This is a genomic window from Rubrobacter calidifluminis (genome assembly GCF_028617075.1).
In the GTDB taxonomy this organism is placed as follows: Bacteria; Actinomycetota; Rubrobacteria; order Rubrobacterales; family Rubrobacteraceae; genus Rubrobacter_E; species Rubrobacter_E calidifluminis.
On sequence record NZ_JAQKGV010000004.1, the window covers coordinates 53,185 to 70,049 of the forward strand.

Genomic DNA, 16,865 nt, shown 5'->3' on the forward strand with positions numbered 1-16,865 from the left:
GTTCTTGGCAGCGGCGGGGGCGCTGCTGCTCTTCCCCGCGGGGTGTGGTGCCGGGGCGGAGGATGAAAGGCGTGGCAGCGCGGGAGGAGGTGGCGCACGCCGCGTCAAACACGAGTACGGGAGCACGAAGGTCTCTGGCACCCCCCGGAGGGTCGTCAGTCTGGGATACACGGACCAGGATCCTCTCCTCGCGCTCGGGGTGACGCCGGTGGCGGTGCGGTACTGGTTCGGGGACAGGCACGACGCCATCTTCCCCTGGGCGGAGGAGAGGGTGCGCGGGAAGAGCCCACGAATGCTCAACATGCCCTTCGGGGAGCTCGACTTCGAGAAGATCGCCGCCCTCGATCCTGACCTTATCCTTGCAGTGAGCGCGGGCCTCACCCACAAGGAGTATGAGACCCTCTCCAGGATCGCCCCGACCATCCCTCAGCCCGACGGATACGTGGACTTCGGGACTCCCTGGCAGAAAGCCACCCTCATGACGGGCGAGGCGCTCGATAGGGAGGGGCGCGCCCGGCGGCTGGTCTCCGGACTCGAGCAACGCTTCCGCAGGATCCGCCGCCGGCACCCGGTGTTCGACGGCTCCACCGTGGCGGTCGCGGTCTACGGTACCGGGGAGAAGATCGGCTTTCTCTCCTCTCAGGACATCAGGGCCCGATTTTTCACCGGCCTGGGTTTTCGGGTGCCCCGGGAGCTGGACAGGCTCGCTCGCGGGAAGTTCTACGGCTACATCAGCACGGAGAGGATGGACCTGCTGGACGCCGACCTGCTGGTCTGGACGCAAGTCTCCTCCACCAGGGGTGGAAGATCAAGGATCGAACGCGACCCTCTGGTGCGCAAACTGAATGCCAGCCGCGAGGGCCGCATGCTCTTTTTGGACGGGGAACTCGATGATGCGCTCCAGTTCGGTACCGTGCTGAGCCTGCCGCTGCTGTTGAGGGAGCTTCCCCCGGACATCGCCGCGGTGGTGGATGGGGATCCGAAGCCGGAGAGAGAACCTGAGAAGACCACTGGAAAAGGAGGTGTGAGATGAATTCTTCCGAGGCACACGTCACCACGGAGGGCGCCGCCCGTTACGCGAACCGCATGTGCAAGCACTTCTCCCACAGGGTGGAGGCGACCTGGAACGAGCCCGACGGCCAGATAGAGTTCCCCGAGCTCGGCATCTGCCACATGATTGCCCGCCCCGACGAGCTCGTGTTGCGCGTCGAGGCCGACGACGAAGCCGGTCTCGAGCGTCTCAAGGAGGTCGTCGGTACCCATCTGGAGCGCTTCGGTGCCCGGGAGGGGCTCAGGGTACGCTGGTCGGACGGCGGGGAGAGCTGAGCGTGTGCGGTCTACGTGCGGCCGGGCTCGGAGAGGGCGCGGGCGGTATCACCCGAAGGGACCTGCTCCTCGGTGGCGCGGCTGCCGTTCTCCTGGCCGGCTGCGGAGGAAGTGGAAACGTTCGGAAGGGAGAGACCTCCGGTAGCCGCACCATCGACCACGAGTACGGTAAGACGACCATAGATGGCTCGCCCGAAAGGATCGTCTCCGTGGGTTATACCGACCACGATCCCATCCTCGCGCTCGGGATGCGGCCGGTCGGGATCCGCAGGTGGTTCGGGAATCCCCCGCGCGGTGTTTGGCCCTGGGCCAGGGATGTGCTGGGCGACGCGAGGCCCCGGTTGCTCCCCGAGAACTCCATAAACTACGAGCAGGTCGCCGCCCTCAAGCCCGACCTGATCGTGGGGATCTCCTCTGGGATGAACCGCAAGGACTACGACGTGCTCTCTGAGTTCGCCCCGACCCTGCCTCAGTCGGGGAGGTGGCCCCAGTACGGCGTGCCCTGGCAGGAGCAGACCCTCGTCATCGGCCGGGCCCTCGGCCGCGAGCAGAAGGCGAGGGAGCTCGTCGCCAACCTGGAGGAGAGGTTCGAGCAGACCCGGCGCGAACACCCAGAGTTCGAGGGGGCCACGGTCTCGGTCATAGGGACCGGCTCGGGTGCCTTCTACCTGTACTCCACGGTCGACAGGAGCGTCGCATTTTTCACCGCCCTCGGCTTCAGGCTACCAGCGCCGGCCGCCAGGATAGCCCCGAAAGACCGCTACTACGTCCAGATCAGCGAGGAACGTCTCGGGGTCGCCGACGCCGACGTGCTCATCTGCTTCTGCTCGAGCCCCGCCGACGAGCGCCGGCTGCGCTCGAGCGCTGTCTTCAGGCGCCTTGGGGCGGTGAAGGACGGGAGGACCATATACCTATCCGAAGACGACGACCTCACCAGAGCTGCCCTCTCCTTTGACACCGTGCTCAGCCACCCCTACCTGCTCGAGCACCTCGTCCCGAAGCTCTCCTGGCTGCTCGAGAAGGCGTGAGGCGTCCGGGAGAGCCGGGAAAGCGCAGCCGGAGCATCCGGTAGAATGTGCCCATGGAGCATCGGATGTCTGCGCCTGTGGCGGCAGAATGAGCGTGCGGGGAGACGTCGGCCGGAGAAGGCGCAGGATCATGCCCGCCGAGAGGCGGGAGATGATCTCCGAGATGGTGCGCAGATCGGGCAGCGTGACGGTCGCCGCGCTCGAGGAGACCTTCGACATCTCCCCGATGACCGCGCGCCGGGACCTCGCCATCCTCGAGGACGAGGGGAGGGTGAAGAGGATCCACGGCGGGGCCGTGCTGCCCGGCTTCGCCCGGCGGGAGGACTCCTTCCAGCGGCGGCTGGAGGAGAGTCGGGAGGCCAAGGAGAGGCTCGCACGGGCGGCGCTCGGGATGCTGGGTTCGGGCGAGACGCTCTTCGTGGACTCCTCCACCACCGCCTACTACGCCGCGCGCCTCATCCTGCGCGAGGGGCTCGAGGCGACCATCCTGACCAACTCTCTGCCGGTGATGTCCCTCTTCACCACCGACGAAGCTCCGAAGGTCTCCCTGATCGGGGTGGGAGGCACCCTGCGCAAGCTGACGCTCTCCTTCGTGGGACCACGGGCCACCGAGGATGTCGAGGCCCACTTTGCCGACCGGGCTTTCGTCTCGGTCAAGGGCGTCACGCCCGACGGTTACCTCACCGACCCGGACCCCCTGGAGGCCGAGGTCAAGCGCGCCATGATCCTGCATTCCGAGGAGCCTATCCTGCTCGTGGACGGCGGCAAGTTCTCCCAGAGGGGCCTGAACCGCATCGCCCACATCTCGGAGGTCTCGACCGTCCTCGCCGCCGATGCGCCGGAGCAGAGGCTCAAGGAGATCGCCGCCGGCGGAACCAGGGTGAGGCGGGTCTAGCCTACCTGGGGTAGGCCTCCCTCACCCCACCGTCGACGTTGAGGACGTTGCCGGTGCTCTTGGCCGAACGCTTCTCCGAGGCGAAGTGCAGGACGGCCTGCGCCACGTCCTCGGGGAGGACGTTGACCTTGAGGGTGGTGCGCTCGCGGTAGTGCTCCTCGAGCTTCTCCGGCGGGATGCCGTACGAGCGCGCCCGGCCCTCCCGCCACTCCGAGCCCCAGATCTTCGAGCCCCGGAGCACCGCATCCGGGTTGACCGTGTTCACCCGGATGCCCGCTTCCCCGCCCTCTTCCGCGAGACACCGCGCCAGGTGCAGCTCGGCCGCTTTCGCCGAGGAGTAGGCCGAGGCGTTCTTGCCGGCGGCGAGGGCGTTCTTGGAGGCGACGAAGACGAGGCTCCCGCCCACGCCCTGCCTTTTCAGCACCCGGAACGCCTCGCGGGCGACCAGGAAGTACCCTTTGGCGAGCACCCGGTGGTCACGCTCCCACAACTCGACGCTCGTCTCCTCTATGGGCGCGCTGGAGGCGAGCCCGGCGTTCGAGACGACGATGTCCACCCCGCCGTAGGTGAGGACTGTCTTCCTGTAGGCCCTCTCCACGGCGTCCTCGTCGGTCACGTCCACCGCGACCGCCTCGCCGGTGCCGTCGAGCTCCGCGACGGCCTCCTCGGCACCCGCCCCGTCCAGGTCCGCCGCGACGACGCACGCCCCTTTTGCGGCGAGCTCGTCTATCGTGGCACGCCCTATACCGCCCGCCCCACCGGTGACGAGCGCGACGCGTCCTTCGAGCTCCCCCGGTGGGGGAGCCAGGGTGAGCTTGTACAGTTCGAGCGGCCAGTACTCGACCGCGAAGGATTCCTCTTCGGTGAGCGAGACGAACTCGTCCACGGCGGAGGCGCCGCGCATCACGGCTATCGCCCGGTGGTAGAGGTCCCTCGAGAGGGAGGCGGCCTTGAGGTTCGCGCCCGAGGCGACCATCCCGACGCCCGCTATCAGGATGACCCGCGGTGAGGGGTCGAACATCTTCTCCTCTCCGGAAGAGTTCTTCTCGAAGTACTCCCTGTACTCCTCGCGGTAGCTCCTCACCGCCTCGGGCAGCTTCGCCGCGAGCTCGTCCGCGTCCCCGGTCCGCGGGTCGAAATCTACCCAGAGCGGGCGCATCTTGGTGTTGACCAGGTGGTCTGGACAGGCGGCACCCACCTGCGAGAGCTCCGCCGAGTCCCTTCCGCATACGAACTCGAGTACCTCGTCCGAGGCGTCGAAACGGAGGATCTTCGGTCCGTCCTGCGAGAGCGCCCCGCGCAGGACGGGGAGCACCCGGTAGAGCAGCTCCTCGCGCGCCCTCTCCTCCAGCGGGGGGATGGCTTCTCCGCCGAAGGGCTCCGTACCGGCCGCACGCTCCGCGACGAACCGGGAGGCGCGGTTTACCGCCTCGATCGTGTTCGCGTAGGACTCCTCGCCGGACTGGCCCCAGGTGACGAGCCCGTGCTTGGCCAGAAGGACGAAGCGGGCGCGTGGGTTCTCCCGCACGGCCTCACCGACCTGCTTCGAGAGGGTGAAGCCGGGGCGGATGTAATCTATCCAGATCGCCTCCTCCCCGAAGCACTCCGCGGCGAGATCCTTCCCGTTTCTGGCGCAGCAGAGCATGTTTATCGCGTCGGGATGGGTGTGGTCGACGTGGGGGTGGGGGATGAAGGCGTGCAGCAGGGTCTCTATCGAGGAGCGGGGCATCTCCGGGGCGAGCTGGCAGCGGGAGAGGTAGGAGACCATCTCCTCGTCGGCCATCTCCTCCCGCTCGTAGAGGGGCAGGACCTCCTCCAGCTTCAGGCCGGTGAAACGGTCCGCCGTTATGGTGGCCAGGTCCGACCCGGAGCCCTTGACCCACATGACCTCGATCTCTCGGCCGGTGTGATCGCGCTCCCTCGTCTTCACCGAGGTATTGCCCCCGCCGTAGTTGGCCACGGCGCGGTCTCTGCCGAGCAGGTTGGAGCGGTAGGCGAGCTCCTCGAGGGGCGAGAGCCCCTCCGCTTCCTCCTTTCTCCAGAGGTTCTCCGTCGTCGCTGCGATTCTCGTCTCCATGTCTTCCCTCCGCTCCCTCTAGTTCCAGCCCGCGGGGGTGCCCCCGCGGCGCTCCTCGGTTGCCTTTTGCATGTACCCGCTCTCCCGGAAGGCGCCCACGGGGTCCGGCGAGGCCCCGAGATCCTCCCTCACCTTCGCGCACAGCGGCCTCACGTCGGTTGCGCAGGCTTCCTGCAGGATGCGGTACGCGCCGAGGACGTCCCCCGAGAGCCTGGCCTCGCGCAGCGCCCGGCGGTCCACCAGCAGGGCCTTCGCGTAGGCCTCCTGCAGGTTCACGACCGAGAGGATCATCGCCTCTATCTTCGGCTCGACGTTGTGCGACTGGTCTATCATGTAGGAGATACGCCTTCCTTCCTCCTCGGCCTCGAGGAGCTCGACGTAGATCAGGAAGAGCTCGAACGGGTTGGTGGAGCCCACGATCAGGTCGTCGTCGGCGTACCTGCGGGCGTTGAAGTGGAAGCCCCCGAGCCTGCCCTCAGCGAGGAGCAGCGAGACGATCTGCTCTATGTTCGTCCCCTGCAGGTGGTGACCGAGGTCCACCAGAACCTGCGCCCTCTCGCCGAGGCGCTGGCATATCGTGAGCGCGGCCCCCCAGTCCGGGATGTCGGTGTGGTAGAAGGCCGGCTCGAACGGCTTGTACTCGACCAGAAGCCGCATCCCTCGCGGCATCGCGTCGTAGAGCTCCGAGAGGCAACCGAGCATCCTGGCCCTGCGCTCCGAGAACGAGTCCTGACCCGGATAGTTGGTCCCGTCGGCGAGCCAGAGCGAGATCTCCTCCGAGCCCACCTCTTTCGCTATCCGGACGCACTCGAGCAGGTGGTCCGTCGCCTTTCTCCTTATCCTCTCGTCCGGGTTGCAGACGCTCCCGAGCCTGTAGTCTTCGTCCTGGAAGAGGTTCGGGTTCACGGCCCCTATCCGCATCCCGAGAGCCTCCGCGTGCTCCCGGAGAGCCCCGTAGTCCTCCACCGCATCCCACGGGATGTGTATCGCCACCGAGGGTGAGATGCCGGTGTGGCGGTGCACCTGCGCGGCGTCCGCGATCTTCTCGAAAGGATCCCGGGGAACCCCCGGCTGGGAAAACACCTTGAAGCGCGTCCCCGAGTTTCCGTAGCCCCACGAGGGGGTCTCCACCCTTTGCGCCCTCAGCCGCCTCTCTATCCCCTCCGGGTCCAGCCCACGCTCCGCGATGGAGCTTACGAGCCTCTCGTAGGCTTCCCTGGATCTACCCTGCACGAGACCCTCCCTCATCTCCGATTTGCGATCTTCACGAAGCGTTCCTTCAGAGCATGCCACCTCTCGGGCTCTTGCGGTTCGTACAGTCTGAGGCCGAACGAGCGGGCGATGACCTCCCTCATCCGTGCGAGGGACTCCACCTCTCCGGCGGCGTACGCCTGGACGAGCGCGTTACCCGCGGCCGTGGCCTCGACCGGACCTGAGACCACTGGTAGTCCCGAGGCCTCCGCCGTCATCCGGCACAGAAGCTCGTTCTGCGAGCCGCCGCCCACCACGTGCACCACCTCGAGGTCCCGGCCCGTGATCCCTGCCGCCTCTTCGATCACCAGCGCCTGCTTGAGCGCCAGGCTCTCGAGGATGCACCGGCACACCTCGCCGACCCCTTCGGGTGGCTTCTGCCCGCTCTTCGCGCAGAAGCGCTCGATGCGCCCCGTCATGTCTCCCGGCGTGAGAAAGAGCGGGTCGTCCGGGTCCACGAGCGCTCCACCCGGAGGAACCTCCTCCGCAAGATGGCAGAGCTCCTCATAGGAGTACACCTTTCCTCTGCGCGCCCACTCCCTGCGGCACTCCTGCAGCAGCCACAGCCCCATCACGTTCTTGAGGAAGCGCACCCTTCCGCCGAAGCCCCCTTCATTGGTGAAGTTGGCCTCCATCGCTTCCTCGCTCATCACCGGCGACGGTAGCTCCACGCCCACCAGCGACCAGGTGCCGCTGGAGACGTACGCGAAGCTCTCCGTCTCCGCCGGGACGGCCGCCACCGCAGAGGCCGTGTCGTGTGAGGCCACGGCGACCACCGGGACCTCCCCGAGTCCCGTCTCCTCCCGGACGTGCGGCAGAAGGCGACCGAGCGTGGTGGCCGGAGGTACCAGATCCGGGAAGATACGCCCCGGGATCCCGAGCCTCTCCATCAGCCCCCGTGCCCAGCTTCTCTTCGAAGAGTCGTAGAGCTGGGTGGTCGAGGCGTTGGTCTCCTCGCAGGCCGTCTCCCCGCAGAGCCAGTAGTTCATGAGGTCAGGGATCATGAGCAGGGTCTCCGCGGCTTCCATCAGGGGAGAGCCCTCCAGCGCGAGCAGCTGACAGAGGGTGTTTATCTGCAGAAACTGGATGCCGGTCGTGCGGTAGATCTCCTCCTTCGGCACCCTGCGGCAGGCCTCCTCTACCGTGCCGTCCGTGTACGGATCCCTGTAGTGCCGGGGGGAGGAGAGCAGCCGGCCTCCTGCGAGAAGCCCGAAGTCCACCGCCCAGGAGTCGACCCCGATGCTCGCCGGGTTCCCGCCCGCCGCGGCGAGCCCCCGCTCCACCTCCTGCAAAAGATGGAGTGCGTCCCAGTAGAGCCCGTCCGGCAGCCGGACCGGGACGTTGGGGAAGCGGTGGACCTCCTCCAGAGAAAGACGGCCTCCATTGAGGCGGGCGCGAAAGACGCGCCCGCTCTCGGCCCCGAGATCCACCGCAAGATATGTCGTGGTCCCTGATGGCATCGCTACCCGATTGTAAGGCCGGCGTGTGGCATCAACCCCTCGTCCTGCCCGCAGCAGGATTCACATCCGCAGCCTTCCCACCACGTTCCGCTTCTATCTCTTCCAGCGACTTCCCGGCCGTCTTCGGCATGAAGAAGAAGCCAACGACGCCGCTGATGAAGAGGAAGACCGTGAGCAGAAGAGCGGCGGGCTTGATGCCGGTGGCCGCAATTGTAGGCAGGAAGAAGCTCCATATCCCGAGTACCACCCGGGCAACCCCGAACGTGATCCCCTGCGCCGTTCCCCTGAGCAGCGTTGGGAAGAGCTCCTGCGACCACGTCTTGTAGAAGGCTTCCCCAGCTATCGTGCCCCCGAGACCGAAGAGGACGATATTGGCTATGACGGTGGGTGTGTTGAGCGGGAAGATGACCCAGGCCAGAAATGCAGCCACCGACATGATGGCTCCAGTGCCAAATATTACGCGCCGTGCTCTGTCGCTGCGATCATTGAACGGCATGAAAATGAATGCGACGGATATCGCCGTGAGCACGAAGCCGACCGCCTGCAGCCCGACGCTCGCCGCCTGGCTCTGCGCCCCGAGGGTCCTGACTATGTAGGGGAAGAAGATACCGTTGGTTCCGGCGGCCAGGTTCCAGAACGTATAGAAGATACCCGTGTAGGCGAGGGCTCCCAGGTTCGTCCTGCTGAGCAGGCCGCGCAGATGGCTCCGGACGTGCTGTGGTATGGGCGCCAGCTCCGGCTGTTCGGAGGCTGCCGAGGTGCGGCGCGTCTCGCCCGCGCCGGAGGCGGCGGTCCAGCGGGCCGACTCGACGAGCCCCCGCCGCAGATACCAGGTGACGAGCGCTATTACGAAGAGTTGTCCGAAGACTATCCTGGTTCCCGTAAGCCCGAAGGGTGCGAATATGAACGCCAGTACCAGAACGACGATCGGCCCCACGCTCCACGCCACCTGTGTGAGCCCCATCAGCCTGCCCCGGGCTTTGCTCGGGGCGAACTCTCCGACCAGCGCGAGCGAGGTCGGCACGTCGGCCCCGACCGCGACTCCTATGAGCACGGTCCCGATGAACAGCAGCGGCGCGTTGGCGGAGATGATGATCAGCAGAATGCCCAGCGCATAGACCAGGAGATCATACTGATATATACGCTTACGCCCGAAGAGATCCCCGAGCCGGCCGCCGATGAACGAGCCGATCGCCGCTCCTATGGCGTTGGGACCTATCGCCGCGAGTGCTCCGACCGCTGAACTGCTCAGGTGCAGGTGCTGCTGCCACAGCGCCAGTCCAGAACCCAGCGCCACGATGGATCCTGCATCGAGATACGAGGCCATACCGGCGAGGATTGTCCATCTCCAGTGCTGGCGGGTTACCCGCTCGTCTACCTTTCCGTTCCCTTCTTCAGGGCCAGACATAATCGACTCCTTCCTTTCCCCGGTCTCTTTCAACATGGAGGCCCGTCAAACCTTCTTGTACAGTGTTTTTGTTGTCTCCTCCTTCCCCGAGGGCACGTGTGCCCTCGTCATTGGTTCGACGATGCGGTGAACTCGTACTCGCCGGATCCGACCTTCAGGGTGGTGTGGCCCTTTCCTTTCTTCACCACCTCGATACCCTCGGCTTCCTGCAGGGGGATGCCGCCCTCCTCTATCCGGTCCGGTGCGGCGGGGAGATGTACGGTCGCGGTGGTGTTGGGAGGAATGGATGCCCGCAGGCGGAACGTGCCGTCGGAGAGCTCCCAGGCGCTCGTGATCGGACCACGTACCGACTCGTAGGACGCGCGGGCCCATCTCAGCTTCCCCCCGGGATGCGGACGGATCACGACATGCCCGTAGCCGGGCTCCGCGGCGTCGATGCCCGCCACGTACCTGTAGAGCCACTCGCCCACCGACCCCAGCGAGTAGTGGTTGAACGAGTTCATGTTGGGCGACTGGAAGCCTTTTCCCTCGGTCCAGCCGTCCCACCTCTCCCAGATGGTCGTCGCCCCGTGCTTTATGGTGTAGAGCCAGGATGGAAAGCTCTCCTGGTGCAGGAGCCGGTACGCGACGTCGGCGTGTCCCGTCTCCGTGAGAACGGGCAGGAGGTATCCTACGCCGGCGAACCCCGTGGAGAGGTGCCAGTCCTCCCGCTCGATCGCCGTAACCAGGTGTGAGGCCGCGCCCTCTCGTTTTTCGTCGGGCAGGAGATCCATGTGCAGCGCCAGCGCGTAGGCCGTCTGTGTGTCGCCCCTTATCTTCCCTTCGGGGGTGACGTAAGCCTCGTTGAAGGCCCTCTTTATCTTCTCGAAGAGCTTTTCATACTTCGCGGCGTCCTCTTCTCTGCCGATAGCTTCTGCCATCTCGGCCATGAGCTTCGCGTCGTAGGCCCAGTAGGCGGTGGCGAGGAGCTCCCTCGGCGTGTCGTCGCCGAAGGGGGCGAGCCAGTCGCCGTAGTTGTTGTTGAGGCGGTTCTTGCGCAGGTAGTCCGGGTTGGCCTCGCGGATGTAGTCCATCCAGCGTTCCATCGCTCCGTAGTGTGCTGAGATCATGCGGACGTCCCCATAGACCCGGTAGATGGTCCAGGGGACTATGATCCCGGCATCACCCCACGCCGGGGCTCCGTTGCGCAGGGTGACGACCCGGGGTGCGACGTCGGGGAAGCCACCCTCCGCTGACTGCCCATCGACGACGTCCCGCATCCACTTGGTGAAGAATGCCTGCACGTCGGCGTTGAAGGAGGCAGTACGGATGAAGACCTGGGCGTCACCCAGCCACCCGAGGCGTTCATCCCGCTGCGGGCAATCGGTCGGGACCGAGAGGAAATTCCCCCTCTGACCCCAGACGATGTTGCTCTGCAAGCGGTTGACCGTCTCGTCCGAGCACTCGAAGCTGCCCACCAACGGTGTGTCGGAGTGGAGTACGCGCCCGGTCACGGCCTCTAGAGGGGGCTCTCCAGGATACCCGCTGACCTCGACGTAGCGGAAGCCGTGGAAGGTGAAACGCGGCTCGTAGACCTCCTCGCCCCCGCCTCGCAGGATATACGTGTCGGTCTGGCGGGCCGTGCGCAGGTTCTCGGTGTATATCGTGCCGTCGGGGTTCAGCACCTCGGCGTGGCGCAGCCTCACGCCGGTCCCCGCTTCTCCGCGCACCTTGAGCCGCACCCGCCCGACCATGTTCTGCCCCAGGTCGAAGACGTAGACACCGGGAGCGGGCTCGGTCACGGATTTCGCCCCTACTTCCTGGGTGACCCGGATCGGCTGGGAGGGCTCGGCTACGAGCATCTCGTCCCCGAGCTCTTCCGTTTTCACCGGAAACCACTCCGAATCGTCGAAGCCCGGCTCGTCCCAACCATCCATCTCCAGCCGGGCGTCGTAGCGCTCTCCCATGAGGAGGTCGGAGTGGAGGATGGGCCCGGTCGTGCTCCGCCACGAGCCGTCGGTTGTGAGGCTCTCCGTGGTGCCGTCTTCGTACTCGACGTTCAACCGGGCGAGGAACTGCGGCCTCTCTCCGTAGTGTGCTCCCCGGCGCTTGGGGTCGAAGCCGACGTACCCGCAGTACCAGCCGTCCCCCAATACGGCCCCGATGGCGTTCTCGCCCTCCCTCAACAACCCCGTGACATCGTAGGTCTGGTACTGGATGCGCCTGTGGTAATCCGTCCAACCAGGAGCCAGCTCGTGGTCTCCGATCCGCTCCCCGTTCAGATAGGCCTCGTAGAGTCCACGGGCGGTGGCGTAGAACCTCGCCCGCCGCACGGGTTTCTTGAGCGTGAACGTTCTCCTCAGGTACGGCGACGGAGCGAGTCCTGCGGCCACCTCGTCGAACTTCTCTCCGGTGGGGGGTTCGTGCGCCGCGGAAGGGTCTTCTCCCAATCCTATCCAGCAGCACCCCCAGTCCATACTCTCGAGAAGACCGGTCTCCCAGTACGAAACATCACTCCATCCAGAGGGCTCCCCGTTTTCGTCCCAGACGCGCACCCTCCAGAAGTACCGCGTGCCGGAGACGAGGTGCGGACCCTCGTAAGTGGCGAGCGGAGCATCCGTCTCCACCCTGCCGCTATCCCAGAGAAGAGAACTTTCTCCAGCTGTGAAGTCTTCTCTCTTCCCAGCCACCTGAACCTGATACGTGCTCTGTCTCTTCCCCCTCCCGGATGCCTCCAGACGCCAGCTCAGTACGGGTGCCGGGTCGTCCACGCCAAGCGGCTCGACCAACCCCCCACACCTCAACCCCACCGGTACCAGATCTGACACCTTCCCCACGACCTCCTGTAACCTTGCCTACAGTATGATCTTTTTGATGGTCTTTATATATCGTTTATGTCCCCAAATCCCCCACAGATTATTATTTTCGATCATTATTAGCACAGCTGGTGTGCGGGTGCAAGCGAAGCCTGATCGGGGGGATTGATCCTTGCTGGTGCGGGTGGGATGAACTCTTTGGTTAGTGCGGTCATGGTGAAAGGATGTGAATCGGAGGTGATGAGGACAGATGTCCCGGGGGGCATCTCGGGAGGGCTGTCAAAACCCCCGGAAGGCTCCGGGGGCTTGCCGTTACGGTGGAGAATCTGGTTAATTTACCGGGATTTTCGAGTGGACCCGACGAGACTCGAACTCGTGACCTCCGCCATGCGAAGGCGGCGCTCTCCCAGCTGAGCTACGGGCCCAGGATGCGGTTATCCTAACACAGAACCGGAGATCCATCAGGGGATTCGGAGAGAACGAAAAGGGCTGGGAGAGGGATCCCTCTCCCAGCCCCGCTGCGACAATACGCCGCAGCACATGACTATGCCGGAAAGCCTATGTCAACCTCTCCTGTCCATCGGACCTTACCTCCCACTCGGAGGAGCAGTTCCTGTAAATAAAGATACCCGGGTGGTGTGGGGCTCAAACATGGGGGGTGGGGTTCAGCCGCCCCTGCACGCGGCTCCAAAGGAGACGCGTGCGCTGGGGAGTGATGTGGCGTGGTAGATCGAGCCGTCGGCGCGGATCAGATCCCCGGGGGAGAAGGCGTAGCGCACGGCGTACTCGCCGGAGACGATTCTTTTGCCCTGCGTTCCGTCCACCTCGACCTTCGTGACCCTGCCGGAGGGGGAGCGGCCGAGTACCCGCACGCCGGTTATGGCGCCGATGCCGAGGCCTGGGGAGCTCCACGGCGAGATCGTGCCGCTCCAGCGCATCCAGGGCGAGCCGCCGATCGCGTCGTACGGCTGCCCGGCGGAGGTCGTGTCCTTCATCGCCTTCAGGTAGGGTTCCGGCCCGAAGACGTAGGAGGAAGCCTCGGTGTAGCCACCGTCGGAGGAGTAGTAGAAGGCCTTTATGGGGTTGCCGGCGTACGTCGCCACGACCCCGCGCGTCCTGGATACCGCGTAGTTCGTCGAGGGAGTTTCGGAGGAGGCTCCGAGGTACCTCTCGTCGCTCCCGGTGAGGTCGAAGACCCTCGCGTGGGCCTCCAGCGCCGAACGGGCGTAGGAGCGGCTCGCGACCGCCTGGGCCTCGAGCGCGGCCCGGGGCCAGGAGGGAGGCATCTCGTTCGGGACGACCCCCCTCACGTACCCCTCCAGTCCGAGCCGGTTCACCAGGTAGAAGCTCCCGCCGGAGACTCTGACTACGAAAGAGCCCCGGTAACTACTGCCAGCGTAGCGCAGGAACCCTCCCGAGGCTCGCCGGAAGACGATCGGACCCCGGTAATCGCCGAGCGTCCTGCCGGAGGAGAAGTTCGTGACCCGATAGAGCCCTTTGCTCGTCAGGTACCCGACCCGGTAGTCGCCGGGACCGAGCGTGAGGGAGACGCCGGTCCCGGACGGGGCGAGCCTCGCCGTGCTACCCGGGGTGACCTGGATGGTGTAGGTTTGCCCGATGGATCTCTTCGCCAGCAGCACCCGCACCAGCGGGTCGTTCCCGTATCCTGTGAGGCGGACGCCGTGGTAGTAGGCTTTTACGATCCGCGCATAGCCCTGGCCTGAGACGGCCCGCCCGTAGGCGCCGTACTGGGAGAGGCCGACCCCGTGTCCGTAGCCCGACCCGCAGACCGGGATGCCGGTCGTAGCCCGTACAGGGACTGAGACCTGGAGGGTGAACAGGGCCGAAGCGAGCAGGGTGATCGCCGTCAGGGCCGCGGCTCCCGGGCGGGGGATGGGTTTCATGCAGGGTCCTCTCATATGCTCGTCTCTGGTCTCTCACTGAGCTTTTCGGTTGCGCAGGAAGATTGCTTTAGCTTTCGGCCATGGATAATTCGTGTTCCGGCGTGCTAAGATGCCCGGGTTTTACGGGGTTTCGTCCGGAGGCGGGAGGTTTCGGGTCGTATGAGTGAAGACAGGGTAGGGGTCGAGTCGTTCGGTTACAGGCAGGAGCTCAAGCGCTCGCTGGGGCTGTGGGATCTCGTGATCTACGGCCTCATATTCATGGTCCCGATAGCCCCCTTCGGGATCTTCGGGAGCGTCTACGCCATCTCCAAGGGCATGGTCGCCCTCGCCTACGTCATCGGAATGGTCGGGATGGTGTTCACCGCGATGAGCTACTCCGAGATGTCGCGGGCCTTCCCGCTCTCGGGTTCCGTCTACACCTACGTGGGGCGCGGGATCGCCCAGCCACTGGGGTTCCTCGCCGGGTGGGGGATACTCCTCGACTACATCCTCGTGCCCACGTTGCTCTACGTGGTCTCCGGGGCCGCGATGCAGAGCGTGATCCCCGGCGTCCCGATCTGGGCGTGGGTGCTCGCGTTCATCGTCTTCAACACGATCATCAACTACCTGGGCATCGAGATGACCGCCCGAACCAACCGCATCATGCTCGTCGCCGAGCTCATCGTGCTGGCGATCTTCCTCGTCTTCGGCATCCTGGCGATCGCCTCGGGCAGAGGCGGGGTGCACTTCTCGTTCGATCCGCTCTACGATCCCGGGAGGTTCTCGCTGCACCTGGTCTTCGGCGCCGTCTCGGTCGCGGTGCTGAGCTTCCTCGGCTTCGACGGGATCTCGACGCTCGCCGAGGAGAACCGGGAGGACGCACGGCAGATAGGGCGTTCGATCCTGCTCGCGCTCTTCCTCGCGGGGGCGCTCTTCATAGTGCAGACGTGGGTGGCGGCACTCCTGGTCCAGAACCCCCAGCACCTGATCAACACCCCCTCGGCGCAGGACAGCGCCTTCTACGACGTCGCGGGCTTCGCCGGCGGACGCTGGCTCGGTGTACTCACCGCTGTGGCTACCGCCGTGGCGTGGGGTTTCGCCAACGCGCTCGTGGCTCAGGCGGCCACCTCCCGGTTGCTCTACAGCATGGCCCGCGACGGGCAGCTGCCGCGGATCCTCTCGCGCGTCCATCCGCGCCGGCGGGTGCCGGAGAACGCCATGTTCCTGGTGGCGGGCGTCTCCGTCGTCGTGGGGCTGTGGGCCTCGGCGCAGAGCAACGCCATCACGCTCCTCAGCACGCTGGTCAACTTCGGGGCGCTCTTCGCCTTCTTGCTTTTACACACATCGGTCATCTACTACTTCGTGGTGCGCCGGCACAGCGGGAGGTGGGGGAGGCACCTCCTCTCCCCGGCGATAGGGCTCGTGATCATCGGCTACGTCCTCTCGCAGGCGTTCCCCTCGGCGAAGACCGTGGGGCTCATCTGGCTCGCGATAGGCGTCGTCGTGGTGATCGTACTCAGGATGACGGGAAGGCGGGTCGAGCTCTCCGGGCTCTCCGACGGTCAGGAAGGGAAGGAATAGAGGATGAGTATGGCGCAGCAGGCTTACACGGTGGATCACGTCGTCCCGCGGGACCAGGTCGTCTTCAGCTTCGGGCCCGAGATGAAGCCCGTGCTCGAGGTGTCCCCGGGAGAGGTCGTGACCTTCGAGACGCAGGACTGCTTCTCCGGGCAGATACGGAGCGAGGGCGATCTGGTGACCGACATAGACTTCTCGCGCGTCAACCCGGCCACCGGGCCGGTCGCGGTGCGCGGTGCGGAGCCGGGGGACAGCCTGATCGTCGAGATCCTCGACATCCGGACCGCCGGGCAGGGGGTCGCGACGATCATCCCCGGCTACGGTCAGCTCATAGACCTGGTCGACGCACCGGTGACGAAGATCCTGCCGGTGGAGGACGGCATCGTGCGCTTCGACGACCGGATAAGCTTCCCCGCCAGGCCGATGGTCGGGGTGGTGGGGGTCGCCACCGGCGGCGAGACGCTCGAGAACGCCCTGCCCGGCAGGCACGGCGGCAACCTCGACGATCACCTGCACGGTGTCGGGACGAAGATCTACTTCCCCGTCCGCCAGCGGGGAGCGATGTTCGCCGTGGGGGACATGCACGCGAGCATGGGCGACGGCGAGATCTGCGGCACCGGCATCGAGATAGCCGGGGAGGTGACCGTGCGCTTCGATCTCCTCGAGGGCCGGCATGCGAACTGGCCGGTCTCCGAGACCAGGGACGCCTGGATCTCGCACGGAACCGCCCCGGATTACCCGGAGGCGATGCGCGAGGCGTGCCGGGAGGCGGCCGCCCTCCTGCGTTCGCAGTGGGGGATGAGCTACGAGGACGCCTTCATCTTCCTCAGCGTGCGGGCCGACGTGGGGGTGGCACAAGCCTGCAAGCCGTCTCCCTTCGCGAGCATCGCCCGCGTCGTCGTGCCGAAGCTGGAGGCGCTGCCGGGCCCGTTCCGGCTCTAGCGGACCGGGTTCTTTCTGGCGTAGCTGTAGGCGGTGTAGGCTGAGACGACGTGAGCGACCCACCCGAGGAGGCCGCCCGTCCCGATCCAGAGCCCGGGCGTGATGATCAGCCACAGGATACCCGCGAGGATGCGCCCGTTGTAGAACTGGCCCACCCCCGGGATGATGAGGCTCAAGACCGCCGCAAGCCCCGGATCGCGCATGCGCCGTACTCTACCACAC

13 protein-coding genes and 1 tRNA gene are annotated in these 16,865 nt (G+C 65.8%); 6 read left to right on the forward strand and 8 right to left on the reverse strand.

The genetic code is table 11. The features are described 5' to 3' along the window. Positions 1 to 4: 4 nt before the first annotated feature. The 4 genes from PJB24_RS04350 (at position 5) to PJB24_RS04365 (ending at position 3,249) form a co-directional block, all read left to right on the forward strand. Positions 5 to 1,033 (forward strand): iron-siderophore ABC transporter substrate-binding protein, encoded by a 1,029-nt coding sequence (locus tag PJB24_RS04350; protein ID WP_273843106.1) that lies wholly within the window; start codon positions 5 to 7, stop codon positions 1,031 to 1,033. Beyond that, entirely contained in the window at positions 1,030 to 1,326 is a 297-nt protein-coding gene (locus PJB24_RS04355; protein ID WP_273843109.1) for a DUF2218 domain-containing protein, read from the forward strand. The genes PJB24_RS04350 and PJB24_RS04355 overlap by 4 nt, the downstream gene beginning before the upstream one ends. Before the next feature lie 2 nt (positions 1,327 to 1,328). Beyond that, complete coding sequence (locus tag PJB24_RS04360) at positions 1,329 to 2,354, forward strand: iron-siderophore ABC transporter substrate-binding protein (RefSeq protein ID WP_273843112.1); 1,026 nt, start codon at positions 1,329 to 1,331, stop codon at positions 2,352 to 2,354. A gap of 88 nt (positions 2,355 to 2,442) precedes the next feature. After that, complete coding sequence (locus tag PJB24_RS04365) at positions 2,443 to 3,249, forward strand: DeoR/GlpR family DNA-binding transcription regulator (protein WP_273843115.1); 807 nt, start codon at positions 2,443 to 2,445, stop codon at positions 3,247 to 3,249. Between the two features lies 1 nt (position 3,250). Here PJB24_RS04365 and PJB24_RS04370 read toward each other — a convergent pair whose 3' ends face one another. From PJB24_RS04370 to PJB24_RS04400, 7 genes are all read right to left on the reverse strand, one after another. After that, positions 3,251 to 5,326 (reverse strand): bifunctional aldolase/short-chain dehydrogenase, encoded by a 2,076-nt coding sequence (locus PJB24_RS04370; protein ID WP_273843118.1) that lies wholly within the window; start codon positions 5,324 to 5,326, stop codon positions 3,251 to 3,253. A gap of 18 nt (positions 5,327 to 5,344) precedes the next feature. After that, positions 5,345 to 6,559 carry an L-rhamnose isomerase gene (gene rhaI / locus PJB24_RS04375; RefSeq protein ID WP_273843120.1) on the reverse strand — a complete coding sequence of 405 codons (1,215 nt, stop codon included), beginning with the start codon at positions 6,557 to 6,559 and terminating at the stop codon, positions 5,345 to 5,347. Positions 6,560 to 6,570: 11 nt separating this feature from the next. After that, a complete protein-coding gene (locus PJB24_RS04380; protein ID WP_273843122.1) occupies positions 6,571 to 8,037 on the reverse strand; it encodes a rhamnulokinase in 1,467 nt (488 codons plus the stop codon). Positions 8,038 to 8,068: 31 nt separating this feature from the next. Then, positions 8,069 to 9,445: an MFS transporter gene (locus tag PJB24_RS04385; RefSeq protein ID WP_420541890.1), complete on the reverse strand. Its 1,377-nt coding sequence runs from the start codon at positions 9,443 to 9,445 to the stop codon at positions 8,069 to 8,071. Positions 9,446 to 9,552: 107 nt separating this feature from the next. Then, entirely contained in the window at positions 9,553 to 12,252 is a 2,700-nt protein-coding gene (locus PJB24_RS04390; protein WP_273843125.1) for a glycoside hydrolase family 78 protein, read from the reverse strand. 340 nt (positions 12,253 to 12,592) lie between these two features. Beyond that, a tRNA-Ala gene (locus tag PJB24_RS04395) sits at positions 12,593 to 12,665 on the reverse strand. A gap of 240 nt (positions 12,666 to 12,905) precedes the next feature. After that, positions 12,906 to 14,144 carry a SpoIID/LytB domain-containing protein gene (locus tag PJB24_RS04400; RefSeq protein ID WP_273843128.1) on the reverse strand — a complete coding sequence of 413 codons (1,239 nt, stop codon included), beginning with the start codon at positions 14,142 to 14,144 and terminating at the stop codon, positions 12,906 to 12,908. Between the two features lie 159 nt (positions 14,145 to 14,303). Here PJB24_RS04400 and PJB24_RS04405 point away from each other — a divergent pair, with 159 nt between their 5' ends. Together PJB24_RS04405 and PJB24_RS04410 are read left to right on the forward strand one after the other, a co-directional pair. Beyond that, positions 14,304 to 15,704 carry an APC family permease gene (locus PJB24_RS04405; RefSeq protein WP_273843131.1) on the forward strand — a complete coding sequence of 467 codons (1,401 nt, stop codon included), beginning with the start codon at positions 14,304 to 14,306 and terminating at the stop codon, positions 15,702 to 15,704. Positions 15,705 to 15,713: 9 nt separating this feature from the next. Then, positions 15,714 to 16,643, forward strand: coding sequence for an acetamidase/formamidase family protein (locus PJB24_RS04410; protein ID WP_273843133.1), 930 nt, complete (start codon positions 15,714 to 15,716; stop codon positions 16,641 to 16,643). On the opposite strand, the gene PJB24_RS04415 is transcribed toward PJB24_RS04410, so the two are convergent. Further along, on the reverse strand, positions 16,640 to 16,846 hold the full coding sequence (locus tag PJB24_RS04415; RefSeq protein ID WP_273843136.1) for a DUF5683 domain-containing protein: 207 nt from the start codon (positions 16,844 to 16,846) through the stop codon (positions 16,640 to 16,642). The two genes, PJB24_RS04410 and PJB24_RS04415, sit on opposite strands and share 4 nt — an antisense overlap. Between the last annotated feature and the right edge of the window lie 19 nt (positions 16,847 to 16,865).